A 24,083-nucleotide genomic window follows, 5' to 3' on the forward strand; every position below is an offset into this window, starting at 1 on the left:
CTTTAGTCCTCCGTTAAAGGCTTGAAGCGGCGAAGTTCAGTTAAACGATAGCCTGTGTAAGTACCGAGCATCAAAATGCACGCCATTACGATGAGCTGAACACCAATGAAGTTAAATGTTAGATGTTGTATGTACGAGTTTGTCATGCCAAGGTACACGATGACCGCTGTAAACAAGGAGCCTCCTCCCTGGATGAGCACTTCTTTTGCTCCTTCCTCTTCCCAGAGAATCGACATTCTTTCTACTGTCCAAGACAAAATGATCATTGGGAAGAACGTAATAGTGAGGCCTTCCGTTAAGCCTAGTTTAAAGGCGAGTACCGTAAAGAGGGCAATAATCATGATGACAGCAATAATCACAGCCGATATTCGCGCAACCAGTAGTAAGTTGAGTTTGGATAAGTAACTTCGAATAATTAGTCCAGTACCAACAATCAACAGAAAGCCAATAATACCGGTTAAAAGCTGAGTTTGAACAAAAGCAACTGCAATCAAAACAGGCATGAATGTACCTGAGGTTTTTAAACCAACAATGACGCGCAGGAACACGACAATCAAAGCACCAATTGGAATCAACATAATGGTTTTGAACATGGCTTGCTCTTCCAGTGGCAGGCTATGAATCGATAGATTTAACAAACCATCTGCTTCTACTTTATCTCTAGTTGCTGCTTGGGCTGACACTTTTTGCTCGATCATCGAGAAATGAACTTGGCTATTTTGTCCGCCAATCACGTCCAACAATGAGACATTGGATTCATCCCAAACTAACAGATTCGATTGAATATCTTGGCTTACGGTATTTGGATTAAATAACACCCACTCACTGCCGTTCCACACTTCATTCATTTTTTGCAGTTGCTGACGTCTGCGGCCATCTTGTAGCTCAATGACACCAACGATCTTATTGGCAATATTGGAGTACGACAATAGCTGATGAATGACCTCGACTTTGCTCATACTGTTTAGAAGTAAGGCTGCGTTTTGACTTTCATTGTCATTGATAAATTTGATTAATTCCCGAGTGAAAGTGACGTCATCTGCTGACAGTCGATTGGCTCTTTGGATTAGAGCGGTAGCCGCTGCTTCAGTTGGTCCATCGAATGTCGGTTTTTTTATTTCTCCAGTTGGAGGCTCTGCTTTAAATCGGGATTGTGGGTCGACCAAAAATTGAGTCTTATAGTAGATAGTTTGGGGGCCCTTTGCATCACGGATAGTCCATTCTGCGCGCTCGCCTGATTCTGATTTGACGTAGGAAACGCCATAGCCAGGAGAAGAAGAGGAGCGACTAGTTCTAGTATAACCATGTTGTGTGTCTGGGATAGCAAGAGAAATCTTGACTGGTTTATCTAAGGCTGAGAATTCAATGCGTGCTTCAACATCCCATACTTGGCGGGTATCGCCCGGCAAGTATGGAACACCATAGTGCTGGTGTCGAAAGACACTTAGTAAGATGCCAACAGCAATCAGCATAAACACTGATAGATAGAAGGGAATTCTGGATGTCATAAGCGTCCTTTCTTTTTTCTAATTTCTTACTTTTCCGTTTGCAAAAACTGTTTACTGACGTCGACAACTGCTATGTCACGTATAAACTCTCGACCTAATAGCACTGGATATTTCATCTGGGTCCTATCTGCTAAGGTAAACTGAACTTTTTCATGGATTGCTCCAACTTTAATCCATAGTTCGATGACGGCTCTACGCTTTGCTTTGCTTACGGTCGCTTGCCTTACTTTAACATGTTTAAGTACAGGTGCTTCAAGCCAAACTTTATCATCAATGGCCTGTTTTCCATCAAATAAGTGAAACTTAACCCATTGCTGACCGTTGCGCTCAAATTCTTGAATATTTACCGCATTCAGTGATGACGTCGCGGCACCAGTGTCGATTCGTGCTGTAAAGTTTTTATCAATAGAGTCGATGTGGACAGTCTCTAACTCACCAAGCATGTTTTTTGTTGTTGGCTGCTGTTGGGCTGTTGCAGTGGGGGAGGGTTGCTCAACAACAGGCTTAACTGAAGCGTTTGTCGTATGGCTGATGTTATCTTTATGGTATTTCTCTATGTCCGAATTTAGCGTATTCACTTCTGAGCGAAGGCTAGATATTTGTAGAGCTTGCCTTCTCAATTGAAGGTTGAGTTCGTTAATTTTTATATTGACGTTGTGTTCTGAAGCTTTGATCGCTTTGAGGTTCTCTTGGTGATATTGTTCGCCATTTACCAAGCTGCACCCAGACAAAAAACTGAATACCAATACTGGGGCTATTTTCTTATACATTTAAAACCTTATTGCTTGGATATAAAACGAAGTGTGCGCTGAGTGTAGCGTAGAAAAAAGGAGGCGTGAAGCCTCCTAAAACCAGTGTGTGACAGTGCTAGGTCAAATATAACGCAAAGCTAACACAATGTTGATTAAGGTTTGTCCGCAATCAAAATCGCTCGGCGTGGTGCAGGGTGGCCTTCCGTTGTTTTACTTGGATCATTTTCGTCCAGATAATCTGGGAGAGAGTTGTGAGTCATCCACTCGGTTGTTCGCTGTTCGCCCGTAGTAGTGATGTTTTCATCAACAATACGCACATTTTCGAAACCACATTTCTCTAGCCACACTTTGAGGGCTTTCGCCGATGGGAAAAAGTACACGTTTCTCATTTGCGCGTAACGGTCAGTTGGCACTAGTACCGCATTTTCATCGCCATCAATAACTAATGTTTCTAATACTAGTTCGCCACCAGATACGAGTTGATCTTTAAGTTGAAGCAAATGGTCGAGAGGAGAGCGGCGGTGATACAGAACGCCCATGCTGAATACGGTGTCGAACGCTTCCAATTTCGGTAGTTGTTCTATTCCTAGAGGCAATAGGTGCGCCTGTTGGTTATCGCCCATCAACTTGCGAATTGCTTCGAATTGGATAAGGAACAGGTGTGATGGGTCGATACCGACACACGAACGCGCGCCTTCGCCAAGCATACGCCACATGTGATAGCCGTTGCCGCAGCCCACATCGAGGACTGAACGGTTTTTCAAGGGTGAGATATGTGGAAGCAAGCGATCCCACTTCCAATCACTGCGCCACTCGGTATCAATGTGTATTCCGTGAACGTTGTATGGGCCTTTTCGCCAAGGGTGGAAAGTTTTGAGTAGGTTTTCTAACTTTCTTAATTCACCTTGATGCATTGGCTCATCGTTGGCGATAGTAACGGAGTCTTTAAGGTTGATAGAATCTGGTTTTGCAGAAGAGATTTTGTTTAGTGCTCTTAACCAGCGGTCAAAGTCGCCATGCTCTGCATTAGACCAATCAGTCAGTTGCTGTGGCAGAACATTTAGCCAAGGTTGTAGGCGAGTATCTTGAGCTATTAGTTGGTAAAAATTGGCGAAATCAAACATGTTAATCTATCGACTTTTTAATAAGTTAGTTGGATATTGATATTTATTTAATGGCAAACATAGAGCCAAAGTTAAAGCATTGGAACCACATTTCACAGCTAGAGAAACCAATGCCTTGTAACCTTTCTTTGTGCATTGCGATAGAGTCAGGGCGCATGACATTTTCAATGGCACTTCTTTTCTGGCTAACTTCTAGTTCGCTGTAACCATTTGCTCGCTTAAAGCTGTGGTGTAAATCAATAAGTAGCTCATTTGAAGCGTCATCTTCGAAGGTGTACTTTTCAGACAGGATAAGTATGCCTCCGGGACGTAAGCCATCATAAACACGTTTTAGTAGAGATAACCTATCGTCTGGAGCGAGAAATTGCAGGGTAAAGTTAAGCACGACCATGGAAGCATTTTGGATCTCCACTTCACGGATATCAGCTTCGACAACATTGACCGGTGTATCTGAGCGATAGGCGTTCACGTGAAGTTTGCAGCGTTCTACCATGGCATGAGAATTATCAACAGCAATGATTTGGCATCCTTCACTTTGGATGTGTCGACGCATTGACAGTGTCGCAGCTCCAAGTGAACAACCAAGATCGTAGACTTGTGTATTTGGTTTAACGTAGCGTTCAGCGAGCATCCCGATAGCCGAAATAATATTGCTGTAACCCGGTACCGAACGTTGGATCATATCCGGAAAGACCTCAGCAACTTTTTCGTCGAAGGTAAAATCGCCAATTTTATCAATCGGAGCTGAAAAAATGGTGTCTTTATTGCTCATTGAACTTATCTCATCAAATAAACCGTCAACCGAGTTTCTAAGCTGACTCTAAGGGGCGGATATTTTATGGGAACTTAGTCACATTGTCATCTTTCGACGCAAACTAAGTTAAATCACGTTTTAGAACATGCTGATTTGTGACTCACCATCGTTGGCAGGAAATGTATTCAGCGCTGGCAACTGAACAACTTGTTGTAACTCGGTATACAGCTTAAGAGCTAGTTCAGGTGCTTGAATATTATCTGGCGTGTGAATCATTAAATACGGTTGTTTCCCTTGCGCAATCCACTCGGGCAGTTTGTTTACCCAAGGCTTAAAAAACTCGCTGTTCTGGTCAATATTTGGATGACCGATAAAACGTATCATTGGATTGTTAGACGTAGAGATAGCGTGGACCGGCACTTTCGGCTTTTTCTGCTGAGCGTCAATAACGGATGCAGTAGAAGGCTCAGCAGCAAATACTGGTCTGCTATCCATAATGATTCGATTCACGCCAGTTTCTATTAACCACTGATTAAAAAGCTTCTCTTCTTCTTTTTTGTTGAAGAAGACCATATTGCGCACTTCAACGCCTAAACCACTACCTTCGGGAAAATACGTGCAGAAACGTTTCAGGCGTTCTAAGTGTTCGAACGAAAATGCAGCGGGCAGCTGAATTGTCCATTGACCAATACGATCGTGAAGCGGCTCCATCACGGTTAAAAACTGCTTAAGCTCTGCTTGAGAGTGGTTGAGCATTTGCTGATGAGTAATGGCTTTTGGCAATTTAAAGGTAAAGCTGAAATCATCGTGCGTAGCAGCTCGCCAGTTGTTCACAGTAGACACGGAAGGGGTTGCATAAAATGTTGTGTTACCTTCGACACAATGAAACACCTGAGCGTATTTTTCTAATCGCTCAGAGTTTGAAGTGCCTTTGCCATAAAACGATTGTTGCCACTGAGAGTGTGACCACATGGTAAGACCTAAGCGAAGGGGAAGAGTGGTCATGTTGTTAAAGTCGCAGAGAAGTAGAAAGGGTTCAGTCTACTTGAGATTTTGACGCTCTGGTACCGCAACATTACTCAGTCACGTTGAAACTCGCATCTTGAGCTTAATTGGGTATATAATCTGCGCCAAATTTTAGCGGATTTCATTCGTCGCAAAATAAAACCGAGAAATATGTCCGCTGAGAGTCGATTTTGTCTGACTTTCAGCGTATAAATGGAGGTTTGATTTGCTGCGTTCAAACTTGCTGCAAATACAGACAGATTAATTAAATAAGAGGTTGGGAATTTCATTATGCGCACCCATTATTGCGGTCACCTGAACAAGTCCCTTGCAGGACAAGAAGTAGAACTTTGCGGCTGGGTTAACCGTCGCCGTGATTTAGGCGGTCTAATTTTTATAGATATGCGAGATCGTGAAGGTATCGTTCAGGTTGTTGTTGATCCCGATATGGCAGATGCGTATGAAGTAGCAAACCAACTTCGTAACGAGTTTTGCATCAAACTCACGGGTGAAGTGCGTGCGCGCCCTGACAGCCAAGTTAACAAAGACATGGCTACGGGCGAAGTAGAGCTTCTTGCCAAGTCTCTTGAAATCATCAACCGTGCAGATGTTCTGCCACTTGATTTCAACCAAACGAATACTGAAGAGCAACGCTTAAAATATCGTTATCTAGACTTACGTCGCCCTGAAATGAGCGATCGTATTAAACTGCGTGCGAAAGCATCAAGCTTTGTGCGTCGTTTCCTAGATGACAATGGCTTCCTTGATATCGAAACACCAGTGCTTACTAAAGCGACACCTGAAGGCGCACGTGATTACCTAGTGCCTAGTCGTGTACACAAAGGTAGCTTCTACGCGCTTCCACAATCTCCACAGCTATTCAAACAGCTGCTGATGATGTCTGGTTTCGATCGTTACTATCAAATCGTTAAGTGTTTCCGTGACGAAGATTTACGTGCAGATAGACAGCCAGAATTCACCCAAATCGATATCGAAACTTCGTTTATGTCTGCTGACGAAGTACGCGCGACCACTGAAAAAATGGTCCGCGATATGTGGCAAGAGCTACTTGATGTAAATCTTGGTGAGTTCCCAGTGATGCCGTTTAGCGAAGCGATTCGTCGTTTCGGTTCTGACAAGCCGGACTTGCGTAACCCACTAGAATTGGTGGATGTTGCCGATCTAGTGAAAGACGTTGAGTTCAAAGTATTCTCTGGTCCAGCTAACGATGAGAAAGGCCGTGTAGCCGTTATTCGCGTTCCAGGTGGTGCGAAGCTGACTCGTAAGCAAATTGATGGTTATGCAGATTACGTTGGTATCTATGGCGCGAAAGGCCTAGCTTGGATGAAAGTGAACGATCGCGCAGCTGGCGTTGAAGGTGTTCAGTCTCCAGTCGCTAAGTTCCTAAACGAAGATGTTATTAATGGCATTCTAGATCGCACACAAGCTGAATCTGGTGACATCATTTTGTTTGGTGCAGACAAAGCTAACGTTGTGGCAGAAGCAATGGGCGCGTTAAGACTTAAAGTAGGTAAAGACCTAGAGTTGACCAACGAGTCTGCTTGGGCACCTCTATGGGTTGTTGACTTCCCAATGTTTGAGGAAGACGACGAAGGTAACCTGCATGCAATGCACCATCCATTTACTTCTCCTCTAGGTGTATCACCAGAAGAGTTGAAAGCGAACCCTGCAGCTGCAAACTCTAATGCTTACGATATGGTTATCAATGGCTATGAAGTGGGCGGTGGTTCTGTGCGTATCCACAATGCAGAAATGCAAGCGACTGTTTTCGATATTCTAGGAATTGATGCGGATGAGCAGAAGCTTAAGTTTGGTTTCCTACTGGATGCTCTGAAGTTTGGTACGCCTCCACACGCTGGCTTAGCATTTGGTCTTGACCGCTTAGTAATGCTGCTTTGCGGAACAGAAAACATCCGTGATGTGATTGCGTTCCCTAAAACGACAGCGGCTGCATGTTTGCTCACTGACGCACCTAGCGTTGCTAACCCAGCAGCACTTGATGAGCTTGCGATTGCAGTGACAGTAGCGAAAGAAAAAGACGCTGAGTAATTCGATTACTCAAGTGATATAGAAAAAACGCCACTTCATATTAGAAGTGGCGTTTTTGATCGACCTTGCTGAGCTGAAAAAATAGCTACAAGTTGATCTCTTTCCATTCTCCGGGTTGTAACCCTGCAAGCTTGATGCTTCCCACTGAGTATCGAACGAGCCTTAAAGTAGGAAAGCCAATATTGGCCGTCATTCGACGAACTTGGCGATTTCGCCCTTCAGTGATGGTAATAGAGAGCCAAGTGGTTGGGATACTAGCTCGAAAGCGCACAGGTGGATTTCTTTCCCACAAGTCGGGCTCTGTCATGACTTCAACTTTGGCAGGTAGAGTCATACCGTCTTTGAGCTCAACACCTTTTCGCAGTTTGTCTAAATCACTTTCGTTTGGTGCACCTTCCACTTGTACCCAATAGGTTTTAGGCGACTTAGAAGACGGCTGGGTTAATTTAGCTTGCAAGATACCGTCATTGGTTAATACCAGAAGGCCTTCACTGTCTCTATCTAGTCTGCCTGCGGCATAGACATCTTTTACAGGGATGTAATCCGCAAGTGTTTGTCTACCTTGACCATCGGTAAACTGGCTGAGTGTGTCGTATGGTTTGTTAAAGATGAGAACTTTTGTTTCGCTTTTCGAAATCGTTTGAGGCTTCTTCTTCACTTTATATTTACTTTTCGAGAGAGTTGCTTTCCCTGATTGTGCTCGGCGCTTGTCGTTTGAATTGTTATTGCGCTTTGTACGAGCTGTATGAGAGGTATCTCTATTTGAGCGTGGTGGCATGTTAACTAACCTGCAAAAAAGTAACGATTATGTATGTAAAAGTTTTATGAACTATAGTTATGAGCTAGAATGCTCGCGCCAAAAAGCGCGATTAACGCACAAGATGATAGACTATTGTCCTAGTTTGTTTAATTATAAAATATTTACGGCTTGGCTCTGATGTCGCTCAACGTATCAAAGTCCAGTCTTTAAAAGTGAACCGATTGTCGGCCAATGGTAATTCAACAATTAGCATTCGCCCTTAGACATTCACCTGCAACAAAAGAAAGTTTGATGCTGCAAGATCAATAGGGAAACTTCATGCCTACAGAAAAACCTACAATTATCTACACCATTACTGATGAAGCACCAGCGTTAGCAACTTATTCGCTGCTACCGATCATTCAATCGTTTACTGCTTCTTCAGGAATAGAGGTTGAAACTCGAGATATTTCTCTTGCCGGGCGTATTATTGCAAACTTCCCTGAGCATTTAAAAGAAAATCAAAGAATCAGTGATGCACTAGCAGAATTAGGTGACTTAGCGAAAACACCTGAAGCGAACATTATCAAGCTACCAAACATCTCAGCTTCAATTCCACAGTTAAAAGCCGCTATTAAAGAGCTTCAGGGGAAAGGATATGACCTTCCAGAGTATCCTGAAGAGCCAAGCACCTATGACGAAGAAGCGATCAAAACCACCTACGATAAAATCAAAGGTAGTGCAGTAAACCCAGTATTACGTGAAGGTAATTCTGATCGTCGCGCACCGCTATCAGTTAAGAACTACGCGAAGAAAAACCCTCATTCGATGGGTGCTTGGGCTTCTGATTCCAAATCGCATGTGTCTAGCATGGATGGAAAGGATTTCTTCGGCAGTGAAAAATCCGTAACCGTGAATGGTGCAACCGATGTACACATTGAGTTCGTTGCACAAGACGGTTCTGTGAAAGAGTTGAAAAAAGCCTTTCCACTGCAAGACAAAGAAATCATTGATGCTTCTGTCATGAATAAGGCTGCGTTGGTGGCTTTCTTTGAAAAAGAAATTGCAGATGCGAAAAAGCAAGATGTTTTGCTCTCTTTGCACATGAAAGCGACCATGATGAAGGTATCAGATCCAGTCATCTTCGGTCATGCAGTTAAAGTGTATTACAAAGATGTATTCGACAAGTACGGCGCTGAGTTTGACAAGCTAGGTGTAGATGTTAATAATGGCATTGGTGACGTTTACGCGAAAATTGCAGCTCTTCCAGCAGATAAAAAAGCCGAAATTGAGTCTGCATTGCAAGTTGTTTACGAGACGCAACCACCACTTGCTATGGTTGATTCCGACCGAGGTATCACCAACCTTCACGTACCAAGTGACATCATTGTAGATGCTTCAATGCCGGCTATGCTTCGTTCTTCTGGTCAAATGTGGGGTCCAGATGGTAAGCAAAAAGACACTAAAGCAATGATTCCTGATCGTAGCTATGCAGGCATCTATCAAGCGGTTATCGATTTCTGTAAAGAGCACGGTGCATTCGACCCAACAACTATGGGTAGCGTGCCAAACGTAGGCTTGATGGCTCAAAAAGCAGAAGAATATGGTTCACATGATAAAACCTTTATTCTAGAGGCTTCTGGAACGGTTCGAGTGGTTGATTCTTCGGATGCTGTATTGCTTGAGCAGCCTGTTGAAGAAGGCGATATCTTCCGTATGTGTCAGGTTAAAGATGCGCCAATTCAAGATTGGGTTAAGCTAGCCGTGAATCGCGCTCGTGCGACTGGTGTTCCGGCTGTCTTTTGGCTAGACCAAAACCGTGCTCATGACGTGCAGCTAATAAAGAAAGTAAACACTTATCTGGCAGATCACGATACCAACGGACTAGAGATCAAAATACTCGCACCGATTGAAGCATGTGAGTACTCACTATCTCGTATTAAAGATGGTTTAGATACGATTTCAGTGACAGGTAACGTATTGCGAGATTACCTAACTGATTTGTTCCCAATTTTAGAACTGGGTACTTCTGCAAAAATGCTTTCTATTGTTCCACTCATGAATGGCGGTGGTTTGTTTGAAACTGGCGCTGGTGGTTCTGCACCGAAACATGTTCAGCAGGTCGAGAAAGAAAACCACTTGCGCTGGGATTCGCTAGGGGAGTTCCTCGCTCTGGCAGCTTCTCTGGAGCACCTAAGTCAATCTACGGGTAATACTAAGGCTCAAGTTTTGGCTGACTCGTTAGACAAAGCGACAGGTGAGTTTCTAGACAACAATAAATCACCTTCACGTAAGGTAGGCGAGTTGGATAATAGGGGAAGTCACTACTACTTGGCTTCGTACTGGGCGAGAGCATTAGCAGAGCAAAATGTCGATCAAGAACTGGCGAATGAGTTTGCTCCAATTGCTAAGGCGTTAGCACAGCAGGAAGATAAGATCGTTGCTGAGTTAAACGATGCGCAAGGTGTTCGTGGTGAGTTGGGCGGATACTACGCGCCAAATGATAGTCTAGCGTCAGCATTAATGAGACCGAGCAATACGCTTAATAATATCATTAGCAAGTCTTAGTTTTGAGAATTTAAGGAAGATTCTGACCCGTCAGGTTTCTGGCGGGTCATTGTTTTAAGGGACTGTATTTACTTCGTTGCTTGACCTTCGATGGGGACTACGGAGCTTGCGTGATAGCCTTTAGGGCCTTGTTCTACCTCGTAAGAAACCTGTTGACCAGCCTTCAGAGTTCGATACCCATCCATTTGTATGGTCGAGTAATGTGCAAAGATGTCTCCATCTTCCCCCTCAGGGCAGATAAAACCGAATCCTTTGGCATTGTTAAACCATTTTACTGTACCTGTCGCCATGCTATACATCCCTCATGCATATTGTTACTGAAGCTGTTGCAAAGATAAACTCAATATGTTGAATTTGATCTAGTGATAATTTTTGGCAAAACATTTGCACAAATTATACTCACCATGTTGACCAATGTAGTCAATGATTTGCAACAGTCAATAGAAAAAATGCATTAAAATCTACATATTTGTAAATAAGTCAAGTTTTTTTGATAACAAATATGTAACCGCTTACGAGTTTCATGATTGCAATTTGTTAGCTGAATTAGGAAAATGAGATTTCGTAGTCAGCGATTCGATGAAGGTGTTACACCGATCTCTCTCTTTAATTTGCAGTCGAACAATTGCTGCATTAGGCTCTAAGTAAGAGGTGTTTTTATGGCTGACCGTTTCTTATCCAATTAAAAATGGATAGTGAAACACCCGTCACAATGACGTGATAAAATATGGCCGATCAACACGTTGAATAATACTATTAACCATGAGCAAGCATTTTGAATGGGTATCTCCAGACTCAGATTTACTGGAGAAAGAAAAGACCAAAGTTAAGCCGCCGGCTATGTATAACGTTGTGTTAAACAACGATGATTACACCCCGATGGACTTTGTTATCGAGATCCTAGAGCGTTTTTTTTCTAAGGATATCGATCAAGCGACACAAATAATGCTCAAGGTGCATTATGAAGGTAAGGCAATTTGTGGCACATATACTGCTGAGGTTGCAGAAACAAAAGTAGCTCAAGTTACGGCGTACTCAAGGGAAAATGAGCACCCGCTACTTTGTACAATGGAGCAAGCCTAGATCTCATTAGCTATGAGATCGTTCTTAGAGGAGGTACTTATGCTAAATAAAGAGTTAGAGTCGAGTCTAAATGGCGCGTTTGCACGTGCCAGGGACAAAAGACATGAGTTTATGACCGTCGAACACCTCCTACTAGCGTTACTTGAAAATGATGCCGCTAGAGAGGCTCTGCATGCCTGCCAAGCAGACTTAGATTCGCTTCGTCAAGAACTTGACGTCTTTATCGATCAAACCACACCACTTATTCCAGAAAACGACGAAAGTCGTGAAACACAACCAACATTAAGCTTTCAAAGAGTTCTTCAACGCGCTGTTTTCCATGTTCAATCTTCTGGCCGCAACGAAGTAACAGGGGCAAATGTACTTGTTGCAATCTTTAGTGAGCAAGAGTCACATGCTGCGTACCTTTTGAAGAAGAACGACATTAGCCGTCTGGATATTGTCAACTACATCTCCCACGGAATAACCAAAGCGTCTAGCTCAAATGAAGAGCCGTCTTCAGAATCTTTTGGCAACGAAAGTGTTGAAGAAGGTAATTCCGAAGAACGCCTTGAGAGTTTTGCGACCAATCTTAATCAGCTTGCAAAGCAAGGAAATATCGATCCATTGATTGGCCGTGACAAAGAACTGGAAAGAACGGTTCAAGTGCTTTGTCGTCGCCGTAAGAATAATCCTCTCCTTGTGGGTGAAGCAGGGGTTGGTAAAACGGCTATTGCTGAAGGTCTTGCATGGCGTATCGTCGAAGGGCAAGTGCCGGAAATCATCCAAAACAGTGTGATTTATTCTCTCGATATTGGTTCGCTTCTAGCGGGAACAAAATATCGCGGTGATTTTGAGAAACGTTTTAAAGCGATCCTCAAGCAGCTCGAAAAAGAAGAAGACGCAATCTTGTTTATTGATGAGATTCACACCATTATCGGTGCCGGTGCAGCTTCTGGCGGGCAAGTGGATGCTGCTAACTTAATTAAACCGTTGTTAAGCGGTGGCAAGCTTCGCTGCATTGGCTCGACGACTTATCAAGAATACAGCAACATTTTTGAAAAAGAGCGCGCACTTTCTCGCCGATTCCAAAAAATCGATATTGTTGAACCATCGCTTGATGACACAACCAAGATTTTGATGGGACTTAAACCGAAATACGAAGCTCACCATGAAGTGAGATACACGAACAAAGCGCTTCGTGCTGCTGTTGAGTTATCTGCCAAGTATATTAATGAACGTCACTTGCCAGACAAAGCAATTGATGTCATTGATGAAGCGGGCGCGCGCTGCCGTTTAGTTCCAGCGAGTAAGCGCAAGAAAACTGTGGGAGTGTCAGATATCGAAGCCATGGTTGCGAAGATGGCTCGTATCCCAGAGAAATCGGTGTCTTCTTCAGACAAAGATATTCTTCAGAATCTGAATGAGAAGATGAAGATGTTGGTGTTCGGACAAGATGCTGCTATCGATGCGTTGAGTGAAGCAATTAAGCTAACTCGCGCGGGTTTAGGGGAAGAGAATAAACCCGTTGGTTCATTCTTATTTGCTGGGCCAACCGGTGTTGGTAAAACTGAGGTCACAGTGCAATTGTCCAAGTTGCTCGGTATTGAACTACTTCGCTTTGATATGTCCGAGTATGGTGAACGCCACTCAGTCAGCCGTCTAATCGGTGCTCCTCCAGGTTATGTAGGTTACGACCAAGGTGGCTTACTAACGGACGCCGTAATTAAACACCCTCACTCGGTAGTACTACTGGATGAAATTGAAAAAGCACATCCAGATATCTTTAACTTGTTACTTCAAGTAATGGATAACGGTACATTGACTGACAATAACGGTCGCAAAGCAGATTTCCGTAACGTTATCTTAGTGATGACCACCAACGCGGGGGTTCAAGAAACTGAGAAACAATCGATTGGTCTTATCCAGCAAGATAATAGCCATGACGCGATGTCGGAAATCAAGAAAGTCTTCACACCTGAATTCAGAAACCGTTTAGATAACGTTATCTGGTTCAATAGCTTGAATGAAGAGGTTATCAATCAAGTCGTTGATAAATTCATCGTTGAATTGCAAGCACAGTTGGATGCAAGAGGTGTTTCACTGGAAGTGTCACAAGATGCTCGAGCTTGGCTAGCTGTTAAAGGGTATGACAAAACTATGGGTGCTCGACCAATGGGACGTGTCATTCAGGAACAGGTCAAAAAACCACTTGCTAACGAGCTGCTGTTTGGAGTGTTAGTGAATGGCGGAACGGTGAAAGTGTCCATGGATGGCGAAGAGCTCAAATTCGAGTACTTGGGCACGAAAGAAGAAGCTTTTAACTAGGAATAACTTATCAACTAAAAGCCAGAGCATATCTGCTCTGGCTTTTTTATGCCTAAAACACAATATTACTTTTTCCAGCGTTGACTATATTGCTCAGGAGAGCTCCCTGCGTGTTTCCTGAACATTGCAATAAATGCAGAAGAAGAGGAATACCCAAGCTCAAAAGCTACCTCCTGAACGGAGAGGGATTGCTTTAGTAATTGCAAGGCTGAGACAAAGAGTAGCCTTTGCTTCCACTCATTGAATGACATGCCAAGTAGCTTATTACATCTTCTAGAAAGGGTTCTCTCTGTCGAAAATACAGATTCAGCCCACTGCTTTAGCGTCCGCTTGTCTCCAGGGTTTAGCTTTAAGGCGTTAAGTATAGGTTTTAAAAGTTTATCTTCGCTACTTGGTAGATATTCAGACATATACGAAGCTGAAGTAAGTTGGTCATGTAACACGCGGGCTAACCGAATCTCCCTTGGCGTATTGATATGATTTTTATTCCAATGAATAAATTGATTGATGATGCTGCGTGTTAAAGGCTCAATGGCTAAAATACAAGGCTTACTTGGCATGGATTGTGAAAGTTCAGGTTCTATATAAATAGAGCAATATTTATGTGCCTTTTTGTATAAGCTTGCATGCTCTGTTTCAGCAGGGATCCAAATCCCATATTCACTTGGTGCAATGAGTAACTTGTCTTCGATAATTATCTCAGCAACACCTTGGTCAATAGTATTAAACTGTCCCCAAGAATGAGAGTGCTTAGGGCATTCCGACACCAATTCAAAATCTTCAAACTGAAAACAAAGTGGTTTAGTCATATTTATGATCGGCGGATAGCAATTCATTATGTTGTCCGAATTTACCAATGGGCTGTCTTACATTCATTATACGTGGGCTATCAGTCAGTGTAACCTATGCCAACTAATTCGACGTTGGAACTCTTTATGCAACCTTTTTTCCCTCTAATCTCTGTGTTCATCTGGTCTGGGAATATGCTAGTGAACAAAATGGCTGCCGGTGTTGTGTCTCCAATTTCGATTTCTTTTTATCGTTGGGCGCTTGCTGCTCTTATCCTGACTCCTTTATGTTGGCGAGCTATTGCTAATAATCGAGAACATCTGACTAGCCAATTGTGGCGTCTAGCGGTGCTAGGGGCTTTTGGTATGGTGCTTTATCCGAGCTTCGCTTATTTTGCAGCGCACACTATTACCGCAACCAAATCCGGTGTGATGCAAGGTCTTTTACCTGTTTACACATTGTTACTTGGTGGATTGCTTTTTCGCAACAAGCTGCATTTTGTTGGAATTATAGGGGCCATTATTTCTTTGCTGGGAGTCATGGTATTTATCTGCAAAGGTTCACCGCTTGAGCTGTTTCATGAGCACCTTCAAATTGGTGATGGCTGGATGGGCTTAGCTGTTTTTTGCTATTCCATATATAGCTTATTACTTAAACATTGGGAACAAAAAATCCGGCTACCAGTTTGGGTGTCCCTCAATGTTCAGGTTTTGTCTGCGGTGTTAATACTTCTGCCGTTTTATCTAACTAATGGAGAATTTGAGATTCACGCAAATGCGATTGGTCTAATTGGATACGCAGGAGTATTAGCGTCACTGGGGGCACCGTATTTTTGGATGAGGGGTATTGCGGTATTAGGTGCGCCAAAAGCATCCGTTTTTATAAATTTAATGCCAATTATTAGTGCTGTTCTAGCCTATTTTATATTGGGAGAGAGAATGGTTGAAATCCAATTGATAGCGGCCGTGATGATAATTTGTGGTGTCGCGTTAACTCAGGTTCCTCAAGACAAGCTACGCGAGTATGGCTTAAATAAAACATCATAATGTTATGAAAGGCATTTTTTGTAACACGTCATTTTCGGTATTTTATTGCTTGTAAATGCTTGCCTTTAAACATCCACTTCAATGGAGTGCAGGTGTATAGTCGTTAGCTAACAGTTTTATCCAGTTAGAGGTAGAGAAGCTATGACTAGAAACCCGATACAAGAAATATTCTACCGAGTCATTCAGTCAACGAAACTCAATCGTGTGCCGATTTGGGTATGGGGTGTACTGTTTTTCGTCAATTTGATTTATTTGGTGTTTCAACAAGTGCATGGTGACGTATTTTATACTCAGGTAGTTGTGACTGCTTTGCTTGTGTTTATGGGTGTCAGCTATGATGAATACAAAAAACGTGAGCCTTATAAATTCAACAACAAGCGTTAGTGACTAATTATGAAGGGTAGAAGGACTTAACCTTTCAGCACACTTTTAAAATTAACTCTTACTGGCAGCTACCTTTCTATATATTCTTACTCAACATTCCGCTTTATTACTATTTATTGTCCGAATGTAATGTGAAATCTCGACTAAATATTACATGCCATAATGATGGTCGAGACAGGGTTATTAAATATAAAACCGTCCAATAGCCACTGACTCTTTTATTCTAAATAATGTCAGATAGAGCAAAGGCGGCTAGAGCCGCCTTTAAGTAAGCTATATTGACTAAAAAGGTATTAGAACTTCTTCGGAGCGAAACCCGTCATTACATCTAAGCGAAGTTCTTTACCTAACTTGGTCATTGGATGAACAACCACTAACCCTTTTACAGATTTCTTCAGTTTGCCCATATCTGCTTGTTCTTCTTTAGTGATTTCACGAGAAAATGGCATATCCAGTAAGGCTTTACGCTCTTTATTCAGTGTGTAACTTTGCTTATGTTTTAGTTGAGACACCTTTTTGCTAAGTTGATCAACCTCGTCAGTAAATTTGCTAATCATTGGCTGATCACCACGAGATTTTGCAGCTTCAAGTTTATTCTTACATTTGTCTAAGCGGTTACTTAACTGCTGAATTTCATTTTTTACACTCATGGTAGGCCTATTGTTCGCAAAATATGGACGCGGAGTATATCACACAAAGCGGCCCTAGCATTCAAATATAGTTTACTTTAACATTTTCAGCAGTTGCTGCGGGTCATTTGAATAGTCATTACTTAGCCAATGCCGGGTAAGTAAAAAAGACCAAATGGACAAAATTAAACAAGAAATGCACTACAACTGCAGCCCATAAACGGTTGCTGAAATAGAACACCAGTCCGTAGCCAAGTCCTGCCAATCCAGCAAAGATCATTAGCGTTAAGCCCCCTGCAAAGTGCGCAAGGCCGAACACAATACTGGCTATCAGTAATCCCGCAATCCACCCTAGTTTACGGCCTATTTCTCTTTGCAAAAAACCTCGGAAGAAAGCTTCTTCGGCGACGCAGGTGAGAAGTAAATTATTTAACGCAAATAGCCACCACCATGAAGGTATCGCAAACTCTGGCTTAATTGCCCCAAGCCATTGGGCAACAAGAAGTAAAGCGAACAATGGTATGACCGTAGCGATAATGGCTTTATTATTTGGCTTAGCGCCACTACCTAGTAATCGCGGAAAGGCAATTAATAAGGCAAAGAAAATTAACGGCTTATCTAGGTTTAGGTACATGGTAAATGGTGTGCTATGTGGCTTAGCAATGACCTGATCCAGTACTTTTAAGTTGTGAAATCCTGGTACGATATGGAAAAAAAGTGCTGAACACCAAGCAATCAATAACGCGATACACAGCAAGCGATTTATCTTGTGAGTTTTTGGAATGAGAGAAGCAACAGCAAAACCCAACAAGGAATAAATCACCCCCACATAGCTTATTTTGTCGGTAAAAAAGCCTGCAATAACAACGGCGACAGCGGTACCGATTGCGAGCTCTCGTTGCCCTAAAAATGCGACGATGATAGCTAGGGCAAGCAGTGCCCAAATCCAAAGGTTATAGTCGAGGTACATGGTTAGACCTTATAGAACAAAGAGTGCATATTAATCTGCCATAGTTGATCTAGGTTCGCAACTAACTAACTAATATATAAGATTTTTGCTCAACATACTTGGATAGGTATGGTCAGGTTAAGCGTCATAGCTGACTATATATTGTTTGTACTATTTGGTTCTGAAGCTTCTCCGCACTACCTATATTCAAAGAGCCGTTGATCAGGATAGAAAATAAAATATGATGTTTTTTATAGGTCGTCACCATTCCCGATATCGATGAAACTCCTGAACGGGGCATTCCTCCGATTCTGCCGATTACATTGTTTTTAACACCCGGTGAGCAAAGTCTGTGCTTTAACGCACCGGTTTTACAAGATACCGACAAAAATGGCTTATAAAATGGACTCAATTTTTGATCTTTTAAAATGCTGCGTAATATCTGCGTTATTTGCATCGGCTTAACTCGGTCATAAATAGAAATACCAGCTCCATCAGCAAAGTTAGTATTTTTTAGGCTCAAGTCTGTATGAGTGTTTAATGTTTGGACTAATGCGTTTATGCCAGTAGTAAAACTGCCATTTCTTCCATGCGAAAATTTGACGCCCATTGTCTTGGTTATGGCGTTTAAGTATAAATTCTCTGATTGCTCAGGAATATTGGCCAATATTTCTGACAACGACTTTGAATTATGACTGACTAATATGTTCAAGTTGTGAGGAAAATTTTTTACAAAAATAATATTTCCTTGAAAACTTACATTACTCTCTTTTAAAAATTTTTTTATCGTACTTACCAGATTTTCTCGATTATTTGTTATTGAGAGGTTCATAATGTAGGGTATATTTTTTGGTCGTACACAACCCTCTAAAAAATATTGTCTCGTATAGTAGAGGTGTACATTAGATGGGCACTCTTTCTCTGCTTCAGTAACAATTTTTCCATGTAAAATTGGGCTATATTCTCCGGTTGATTTAAGAGTAGCACGCTGCCCAATTTTATCGGATGGTATGACAGTAACACTATATTGGTTTTGATTTAGGTTATAGCCAGTAACAGGCGCAGCATACCCCCATTGTAGATCGTCACTTGTTACCCCAGCAGGTACAGTCACACCATCGAAAGGGCTTTTTATGTAAATATTTCCTGAAATTGCCTTAACTTTTGACGTTTTGATTAAATTCTGAAGTTGATTTGCAGTTAGTGACGGGTCTCCAGAAAATGAGATGTAGTAGTTACCAGTAAGTGTACTATTGTGAATTTGTTTTCTGTTCGCTAGTACTCGGGTCGTGAAGGTATAATTGGGCCCCAATACATATAGCGATGCTGCAGCGGTCAGTAACTTCATGTTACTCGCTGGAATAAAGTATTTTTGGGAATTTTTATTGTAAAGCGATTTTCCAGATTTTATATCGACAATGGATATACCGATGTCAGGATTCTTGTTCTGTTTGATTAGGTGATTTAAATCATACGTAAAACTTTGGCAGTATCCGTACCCGAGAGGGAATAAAGCAATAATTGTTAGGAGCCACTTTAGCATTTTTATATGCTCATAAAAAAATAAACTAATATATTTTTTATCACCTTAGATAAGTAGGCATCAATGACGAGACTGTTAATTTAGTGCAATATGTATCGTTCTGTATATGAGCCCCTTTTTACAAAATACACGCTTAATATGGGCGCAAATTCTGCCGTTCCCAAGCTTATTATAGAAATATTTTTGGCAATCTATATGGAGGTAAGTGCTTTCTATGTATATCAAAGCGCCCATTTAGGTCGCTTTTTTCTTAACTCTAATTAGCAGAGAAAGGTATCGCGTCTAAAGCCTCGATAATGTGTGTGTACTTAAACCGATAGCCAAGGGATTGTAATTTGTCTGCCATTATCCTTTTGTCTGGCGCATCGATAATGGTTGGTAGTACATATGGTGCGCCAGTTGTTTCGATTGCATGTTTGTAAAACACCGCTTTGGTGACAGTTTTAGGTGTGGTTGCATTCACTACAGTATTTTTCTCGGATGCGATCAAAAACTCGATGCTGCCAATCACATCTTCTAGGTGAATCATGTTTGCAGGTGCAGACTGACTAACTACCTTTAAGTGGCGTACAAAGCGGGAAGGGTGGCGATTTGGGCCCATTAGGCCACTACATCTTACAATGCTGTAATTTATACCTGAATCAAGAAGGTGTTGCTCTGCTTTGAGTATTTGCTTTGCTCCTTCTGAGAACAGCTCATTTCCTAGGCTGAGTGAATAAAATGCGTCCTCTTCAATGCAATCTCGCGCTATGTTTGGGTATACCGAAGTCGAGCTTACCATAATGATTTTTTTTACAGAGGTGCGCTTTGCTTGCTGGATTAAGCGTTGCCATTTTTTAGCATAGTCTTTTCCTTTCGTCTCTGAACGCATTCCAGGGGGAAAGGCGGCGATCAGGATGTCACAGTTTTGCTCATTTAAAATGGGATGAAGTGAATCGTCTTCTGGGGTAAGTTGATACTGAAACCCACTTAGACCAAGCACCGCGAGTTCTTGTACTCCTTGCTGTGTGGTTTTGCTGGCAAAAACCTTGTGCCCTAGGGATTTAAGGTGAAGTGCCAGTGGCTTTCCTAGCCACCCAGCACCAAGGACAGTGATCGTCGTCATTGGCCAATCCATTATTGAGAATCAGTAACTTGATTGATTTAGTGTAGCTTTGTTTGAGAAGTCATAAAGCGGACAACACGTTCGATGTGCTCAGTTAATTCGATGCCTTCGTCGGTTAGATAACCTCCATCAGGAAGAGTACATAAACCTTTTTCGAATAACCTTTGCACCGCATGCAATGTCTCTTCTGGTGCGTCTTTGTGTACTTTTATACCCGTAGCTGCACTGCTTAAATCAAATTGCAAAAGCAAATTGAGTTCATCTAAGTGCGCTTTAGTAAATTTCATGTAGTGTCCTTGATTTTTTTTGCAGCTTAATAGTATTTACATCATGACAGCTTTTACAGCGCATAACTACCAGTTAACTCGAATTATGGTCTGTGAAACAAAAAGTTCGGTAAAAGGTTTATCTTTCCGAAGGGTCACTTGTCTTGAGTCCACGGCTTCAGAATAATTCGAACTTCATCTTCTCTCCTCATCCAACCATCTTTCTCCATTCGATTCGCAAGTGGGATGGCGTATTTTCGACTTAGATTTGTGAGTTGTTTAATTTCTTGAATAGAAGTGGTGTCTTTCGCCTGTTTGTCACCGATGATCGTTTTGACTAGGTCGTGATAAACGCCCATATCAAAGTAGATATTCTCATCAATCGCAGTAATAAATTTTGAGTGTGTGAGTTGACGTAACCATTTTTTATCTTTGCCTAAATCGACCTTGTTTAACTCTAAACCATTACGTCCCATTTCACGGGCATGTTCTAATATCTTTCTTGCTGGTTCAGGTAAGTCGTCTTCACTGTTGCCATCTCCGATGTGCCAAAGTCCCGTATTCAAATGAATCTTTTGAGCTTTCTTGAGACTCTGTAGCACGATGTCACACACTTCTTTTTCAACTTTTAGCGAGTATGATAACTCGTTGCTACTAATTGAACGTTTTTCATCGAGTGCGGCAAGGATTCGCTGTTTAGTGTTTTCAAACCAATCTTTGTTGACTACATAGTTATCAAGGGTGAGCTCACTCTCACGGGCCCCAGAGTCAGCGAGTTCTTTTCGATAATAGCCTTGTAAATTGAGTAACATATCGAGCTGTGCATGGCTTGAAAGATCAGTCGGTAGCTCTTCTAACTGGTCATATATATCGCGTTTCTGGTGTTTTGGAATCGTTTGATCCCAAATCATTTCACCGACTGTGACACACTCGTTATTGCCTTTTGGAATGAGTAGAATTCGCTGACCAAAATAGAGTGGAATAGGGGCATCAAAGACGAGCCTAGCAAGTTGCTTGTCTGGCAGCGGAATATAGCGAGCTACTCCGTGCCAACTGCCGGTGGCGACTTCTATCTGCTTGTTCTTTAGTTTTGAAGTTGCTGCTTCACCTAGGGTTTTTACTCTAATTATGCATTGCTGTTGCAAGTTTACTGGCGCTTCAGGGCCAAACAGAAGATCTCCGCGCTGAACTTGCTTGCGACTCAACCCTTTAACATTAATCGCCACACGGCTGGTAGGGTAGACTTCATCTACCTGTTGATGGTAGGTCTGTAATGAGCGAACTTGGCCAGTGACCTTTGCTGGCTCGCAATGCAATTTGTCACCGATTTTCAGAGCACCTTGAGTTAAAGTACCCGTTACAATTGTTCCGACACCATTGACGACGAAAACTCGATCCACATAAATAACAGGTGCTGGAGAGGGATCTACCGGTTCTAAGGGTGTAACGGCTAAGCGAGACTGCTCAATAAGGATCGCTTTCAGTTGTTCTATATTTTCCCCAGTGATAGCACTAACACAAACGACCTCTGGTACGATACCAGAGATATCCATGATGGTTTCAAGTGCGGTTTCTTCAACTTCTTCAAGCTGCTTTTTTGTGACCTTGTCACATTTATTGATGCAAACTACAATTCTTTCAACACCCATTGCGGTTGCGATCTGAGTATGAGTGAGTGTCATTGGCATACAGCCTTCTTCAGCTGAAATGACGAGAAGAAGTACGTTGATATGCCAAACACCCGCAACCATGTTGCGTAAATAACGCTCGTGACCTGGGACATCAACTATGCCGATCATGTTGCCACATCCATCGTCAAGATGAGCAAAGCCCAAATCTTGAGTCATGCCAAGCTTTTGTTCATGTGGGCGAGCAGTTGTGATGCCAGTAAGGGCTTTAATCAGAGTGGTTTTACCATGGTCCACATGGCCTGCTAATCCAATAATGGAATTGCTTTTAGGAAGGTTGGAAGTTTGACTAACATTCATGGGTGGATCTCATGCAATTATTGATTTTAGTTATTGTGTGCGTTGTCCCTGTGAAACTTTATCCAAGTAGCTCGACAGTTGCTCGACGAGTATTGGCTTGTCTTGTTCAAGAATGGTAGAAAGATTCAGCATCAGCTGCTCTTGGCGTATATATCCTATGATGGGCGTTGGCATATTTCTCAGCGCATCGAGGTGTTTTTGCGCACTTCCAGGAAGAGAAAAAGCGATACCTTGGTTAGGGTAGCGTTCATAAGGGATAGAGCCGCCGCCGACTTGGCTGTCTACAGATACGAGAGTTGCAAATTTGCTCCACTTCTGTACAAGATTTTGTGTCCAATTATTCACGTCACTTAACGCTAGGATAACCCGCTCGGCAATACCTTTTCCAGCTTCGGTTCGGTTTAACTTTTCAATTAACAGCTCTTCGAGCAGCGAGAGGGTAACGCGACCTGGACGAAAGGCTCTCATCATTGGGTGCTTAGCGAGTGTATTAAGTAAATCTTGTTCACCGACAATAAGCCCAGCTTGCGGTCCACCTAAAATTTTGTCACCTGAGAAGCAGACAATATCTGCCCCAGAATTTAGGTATTGACGGATTGATTTTTCTTCTTGAGCGTACGTTTCATTCGATAGGCCAGAGCCTTGGTCAACAAGCAATCGAACGTGCGCAGGTAACCTTTCAGCAAGCTCCCGCATATCTGGCGTGCTTGTAAAGCCTTCAATTGAAAAGTTAGATTGATGGACCAGTAGCACGGCAGCCGTGTTTTCAGTGATAGCGTTTAAATAATCATCTACTGTAGTGATGTTGGTGGTGCCAACTTCAACTAGGGTACAGCCTGCCATCGCAATGATGTCAGGTATGCGAAAACCACCCCCAATTTGGACTAGCTCGCCACGTGAAATAATGACTTCTTTACCCTTGGCAAGAGCCATTAGCATTAAGTGCACAGAAGCTGCATTATTGTTGACTACGATTGTGTGGTCCGCACCAATCCAACTTTGTACGAGCCTTGAAATCAAACCATTTCTCATACCCCGTTTACCCGTGGCTAAATCAAGCTCTAAGTTACAATATCCAGTGTTGACGTCAGTAATTTTGTCCCAGATTTTTTTGTGTATCGGAGAGCGGCCAAGGTTTGTATGTACTGCAATACCTGTCGCGTTAATGACGTGCTGCTGGCGGCACATTAATAGAGATTGGCAGCGCGTTAGGATTTCATGTTCGATCTGGTCTTGCGTACACTTATGTCCCTGAACCTTGAATTCGTCTGACTGGCGTAGGTATGCGAGCGCATCTCGGATTTGGTCAGTCACAATTGGGCGACTTAACGCTTCAATAAACGGTTTTAAGCAAGTCAATTGAAGCAGTTTTTCTACTTGAGGTAGACGCTGTAGCTCTTGAGATAGGGTATCGGACGAAATTTCGCTGTTCACAAATGTTTTCCTTACTACTCATTTGGTAGGCAGATAGGAC

At 42.5% G+C, this 24,083-nt stretch carries 21 protein-coding genes; 6 read left to right on the forward strand and 15 right to left on the reverse strand.

Translation table 11 applies throughout. The features are described from left to right. Window positions 1-2: 2 nt before the first annotated feature. The 5 genes from ACM2FC_RS16050 to ACM2FC_RS16070 all read right to left on the reverse strand — a co-directional run bounded on the left by ACM2FC_RS16050 (window position 3) and on the right by ACM2FC_RS16070 (window position 5,143). Window positions 3-1,508, reverse strand: a complete 1,506-nt coding sequence (locus tag ACM2FC_RS16050; protein WP_498481975.1) for an inactive transglutaminase family protein — start codon at window positions 1,506-1,508, stop codon at window positions 3-5. 26 nt (window positions 1,509-1,534) lie between these two features. Continuing rightward, on the reverse strand, window positions 1,535-2,278 hold the full coding sequence (locus ACM2FC_RS16055) for an ATP-dependent zinc protease family protein (RefSeq protein ID WP_498481976.1): 744 nt from the start codon (window positions 2,276-2,278) through the stop codon (window positions 1,535-1,537). Between the two features lie 134 nt (window positions 2,279-2,412). Then, complete coding sequence (cmoB, locus tag ACM2FC_RS16060) at window positions 2,413-3,384, reverse strand: tRNA 5-methoxyuridine(34)/uridine 5-oxyacetic acid(34) synthase CmoB (RefSeq protein ID WP_498481977.1); 972 nt, start codon at window positions 3,382-3,384, stop codon at window positions 2,413-2,415. Window positions 3,385-3,427: 43 nt separating this feature from the next. After that, window positions 3,428-4,156, reverse strand: coding sequence for a carboxy-S-adenosyl-L-methionine synthase CmoA (cmoA, locus tag ACM2FC_RS16065; RefSeq protein ID WP_498481978.1), 729 nt, complete (start codon window positions 4,154-4,156; stop codon window positions 3,428-3,430). A gap of 120 nt (window positions 4,157-4,276) precedes the next feature. Continuing rightward, entirely contained in the window at window positions 4,277-5,143 is an 867-nt protein-coding gene (locus ACM2FC_RS16070) for a DUF72 domain-containing protein (protein ID WP_498481979.1), read from the reverse strand. Between the two features lie 291 nt (window positions 5,144-5,434). Here ACM2FC_RS16070 and aspS point away from each other — a divergent pair, with 291 nt between their 5' ends. Beyond that, window positions 5,435-7,213 carry an aspartate--tRNA ligase gene (gene aspS / locus ACM2FC_RS16075; RefSeq protein WP_498481980.1) on the forward strand — a complete coding sequence of 593 codons (1,779 nt, stop codon included), beginning with the start codon at window positions 5,435-5,437 and terminating at the stop codon, window positions 7,211-7,213. Window positions 7,214-7,298: 85 nt separating this feature from the next. Here aspS and ACM2FC_RS16080 read toward each other — a convergent pair whose 3' ends face one another. Continuing rightward, the gene (locus tag ACM2FC_RS16080; RefSeq protein ID WP_498481981.1) at window positions 7,299-7,991 is read right to left on the reverse strand and encodes a pseudouridine synthase; all 693 of its coding nucleotides are present in this window, start codon (window positions 7,989-7,991) and stop codon (window positions 7,299-7,301) included. A gap of 300 nt (window positions 7,992-8,291) precedes the next feature. On the opposite strand from ACM2FC_RS16080, the gene ACM2FC_RS16085 reads away from it, so the two are divergent. Beyond that, the gene (locus ACM2FC_RS16085; RefSeq protein WP_498481982.1) at window positions 8,292-10,520 is read left to right on the forward strand and encodes an NADP-dependent isocitrate dehydrogenase; all 2,229 of its coding nucleotides are present in this window, start codon (window positions 8,292-8,294) and stop codon (window positions 10,518-10,520) included. Between the two features lie 68 nt (window positions 10,521-10,588). Here the strand turns inward: ACM2FC_RS16085 and cspD are convergent, their stop codons facing one another. Further along, the gene (gene cspD / locus ACM2FC_RS16090) at window positions 10,589-10,810 is read right to left on the reverse strand and encodes a cold shock domain-containing protein CspD (protein ID WP_237362440.1); all 222 of its coding nucleotides are present in this window, start codon (window positions 10,808-10,810) and stop codon (window positions 10,589-10,591) included. Window positions 10,811-11,282: 472 nt separating this feature from the next. Between cspD and clpS the strand changes: the two genes are divergently transcribed. Further along, window positions 11,283-11,603 (forward strand): ATP-dependent Clp protease adapter ClpS, encoded by a 321-nt coding sequence (clpS, locus tag ACM2FC_RS16095; RefSeq protein WP_498481983.1) that lies wholly within the window; start codon window positions 11,283-11,285, stop codon window positions 11,601-11,603. A 39-nt stretch (window positions 11,604-11,642) separates the two neighbouring features. Continuing rightward, complete coding sequence (gene clpA, locus ACM2FC_RS16100) at window positions 11,643-13,910, forward strand: ATP-dependent Clp protease ATP-binding subunit ClpA (protein WP_498481984.1); 2,268 nt, start codon at window positions 11,643-11,645, stop codon at window positions 13,908-13,910. Between the two features lie 65 nt (window positions 13,911-13,975). On the opposite strand, the gene ACM2FC_RS16105 is transcribed toward clpA, so the two are convergent. Continuing rightward, on the reverse strand, window positions 13,976-14,719 hold the full coding sequence (locus ACM2FC_RS16105; protein ID WP_498481985.1) for an AraC family transcriptional regulator: 744 nt from the start codon (window positions 14,717-14,719) through the stop codon (window positions 13,976-13,978). Window positions 14,720-14,845: 126 nt separating this feature from the next. Here ACM2FC_RS16105 and ACM2FC_RS16110 point away from each other — a divergent pair, with 126 nt between their 5' ends. Both ACM2FC_RS16110 and ACM2FC_RS16115 read left to right on the forward strand, forming a co-directional pair. Then, window positions 14,846-15,745, forward strand: coding sequence for a DMT family transporter (locus tag ACM2FC_RS16110; RefSeq protein WP_498481986.1), 900 nt, complete (start codon window positions 14,846-14,848; stop codon window positions 15,743-15,745). A gap of 141 nt (window positions 15,746-15,886) precedes the next feature. Then, window positions 15,887-16,129 (forward strand): hypothetical protein, encoded by a 243-nt coding sequence (locus ACM2FC_RS16115; protein ID WP_498481987.1) that lies wholly within the window; start codon window positions 15,887-15,889, stop codon window positions 16,127-16,129. Between the two features lie 293 nt (window positions 16,130-16,422). Here the strand turns inward: ACM2FC_RS16115 and ACM2FC_RS16120 are convergent, their stop codons facing one another. The 7 genes from ACM2FC_RS16120 to selA form a co-directional block, all read right to left on the reverse strand. Continuing rightward, window positions 16,423-16,779, reverse strand: coding sequence for a YibL family ribosome-associated protein (locus ACM2FC_RS16120; protein WP_237362434.1), 357 nt, complete (start codon window positions 16,777-16,779; stop codon window positions 16,423-16,425). A 118-nt stretch (window positions 16,780-16,897) separates the two neighbouring features. Then, window positions 16,898-17,728 (reverse strand): CPBP family intramembrane glutamic endopeptidase, encoded by an 831-nt coding sequence (locus ACM2FC_RS16125; protein ID WP_498481988.1) that lies wholly within the window; start codon window positions 17,726-17,728, stop codon window positions 16,898-16,900. Between the two features lie 124 nt (window positions 17,729-17,852). Then, a complete protein-coding gene (gene dacB / locus ACM2FC_RS16130; RefSeq protein ID WP_498481989.1) occupies window positions 17,853-19,250 on the reverse strand; it encodes a D-alanyl-D-alanine carboxypeptidase/D-alanyl-D-alanine endopeptidase in 1,398 nt (465 codons plus the stop codon). Window positions 19,251-19,506: 256 nt separating this feature from the next. Beyond that, window positions 19,507-20,355, reverse strand: a complete 849-nt coding sequence (locus ACM2FC_RS16135; RefSeq protein ID WP_498481990.1) for an NAD(P)H-binding protein — start codon at window positions 20,353-20,355, stop codon at window positions 19,507-19,509. A gap of 38 nt (window positions 20,356-20,393) precedes the next feature. Next, window positions 20,394-20,642, reverse strand: a complete 249-nt coding sequence (locus ACM2FC_RS16140; RefSeq protein ID WP_498481991.1) for a TIGR02647 family protein — start codon at window positions 20,640-20,642, stop codon at window positions 20,394-20,396. 134 nt (window positions 20,643-20,776) lie between these two features. Then, window positions 20,777-22,609, reverse strand: a complete 1,833-nt coding sequence (gene selB / locus ACM2FC_RS16145) for a selenocysteine-specific translation elongation factor (RefSeq protein WP_498481992.1) — start codon at window positions 22,607-22,609, stop codon at window positions 20,777-20,779. 30 nt (window positions 22,610-22,639) lie between these two features. Further along, entirely contained in the window at window positions 22,640-24,043 is a 1,404-nt protein-coding gene (gene selA, locus ACM2FC_RS16150; protein ID WP_498481993.1) for an L-seryl-tRNA(Sec) selenium transferase, read from the reverse strand. Window positions 24,044-24,083 lie beyond the last annotated feature (40 nt).

Source organism: Vibrio sp. A37, assembly GCF_059777565.1.

What these genes read in the sequence shown, in the direction of transcription:
- ACM2FC_RS16080 (WP_498481981.1), bottom strand. Translation starts at nt 7,991, where the DNA reads ATGCCACCACGCTCAAATAGAGATACCTCTCATACAGCTCGTACAAAG.
- cspD (WP_237362440.1), bottom strand. Translation starts at nt 10,810, where the DNA reads ATGGCGACAGGTACAGTAAAATGGTTTAACAATGCCAAAGGATTCGGT.
- ACM2FC_RS16105 (WP_498481985.1), bottom strand. Translation starts at nt 14,719, where the DNA reads ATGACTAAACCACTTTGTTTTCAGTTTGAAGATTTTGAATTGGTGTCG.
- ACM2FC_RS16050 (WP_498481975.1), bottom strand. Translation starts at nt 1,508, where the DNA reads ATGACATCCAGAATTCCCTTCTATCTATCAGTGTTTATGCTGATTGCT.
- dacB (WP_498481989.1), bottom strand. Translation starts at nt 19,250, where the DNA reads ATGCTAAAGTGGCTCCTAACAATTATTGCTTTATTCCCTCTCGGGTAC.
- ACM2FC_RS16070 (WP_498481979.1), bottom strand. Translation starts at nt 5,143, where the DNA reads ATGACCACTCTTCCCCTTCGCTTAGGTCTTACCATGTGGTCACACTCT.
- ACM2FC_RS16085 (WP_498481982.1), top strand. Translation starts at nt 8,292, where the DNA reads ATGCCTACAGAAAAACCTACAATTATCTACACCATTACTGATGAAGCA.
- selB (WP_498481992.1), bottom strand. Translation starts at nt 22,609, where the DNA reads ATGAATGTTAGTCAAACTTCCAACCTTCCTAAAAGCAATTCCATTATT.
- ACM2FC_RS16055 (WP_498481976.1), bottom strand. Translation starts at nt 2,278, where the DNA reads ATGTATAAGAAAATAGCCCCAGTATTGGTATTCAGTTTTTTGTCTGGG.
- ACM2FC_RS16125 (WP_498481988.1), bottom strand. Translation starts at nt 17,728, where the DNA reads ATGTACCTCGACTATAACCTTTGGATTTGGGCACTGCTTGCCCTAGCT.
- ACM2FC_RS16135 (WP_498481990.1), bottom strand. Translation starts at nt 20,355, where the DNA reads ATGACGACGATCACTGTCCTTGGTGCTGGGTGGCTAGGAAAGCCACTG.
- clpS (WP_498481983.1), top strand. Translation starts at nt 11,283, where the DNA reads ATGAGCAAGCATTTTGAATGGGTATCTCCAGACTCAGATTTACTGGAG.
- ACM2FC_RS16140 (WP_498481991.1), bottom strand. Translation starts at nt 20,642, where the DNA reads ATGAAATTTACTAAAGCGCACTTAGATGAACTCAATTTGCTTTTGCAA.
- ACM2FC_RS16115 (WP_498481987.1), top strand. Translation starts at nt 15,887, where the DNA reads ATGACTAGAAACCCGATACAAGAAATATTCTACCGAGTCATTCAGTCA.
- ACM2FC_RS16120 (WP_237362434.1), bottom strand. Translation starts at nt 16,779, where the DNA reads ATGAGTGTAAAAAATGAAATTCAGCAGTTAAGTAACCGCTTAGACAAA.
- ACM2FC_RS16110 (WP_498481986.1), top strand. Translation starts at nt 14,846, where the DNA reads ATGCAACCTTTTTTCCCTCTAATCTCTGTGTTCATCTGGTCTGGGAAT.
- cmoA (WP_498481978.1), bottom strand. Translation starts at nt 4,156, where the DNA reads ATGAGCAATAAAGACACCATTTTTTCAGCTCCGATTGATAAAATTGGC.
- cmoB (WP_498481977.1), bottom strand. Translation starts at nt 3,384, where the DNA reads ATGTTTGATTTCGCCAATTTTTACCAACTAATAGCTCAAGATACTCGC.
- clpA (WP_498481984.1), top strand. Translation starts at nt 11,643, where the DNA reads ATGCTAAATAAAGAGTTAGAGTCGAGTCTAAATGGCGCGTTTGCACGT.
- aspS (WP_498481980.1), top strand. Translation starts at nt 5,435, where the DNA reads ATGCGCACCCATTATTGCGGTCACCTGAACAAGTCCCTTGCAGGACAA.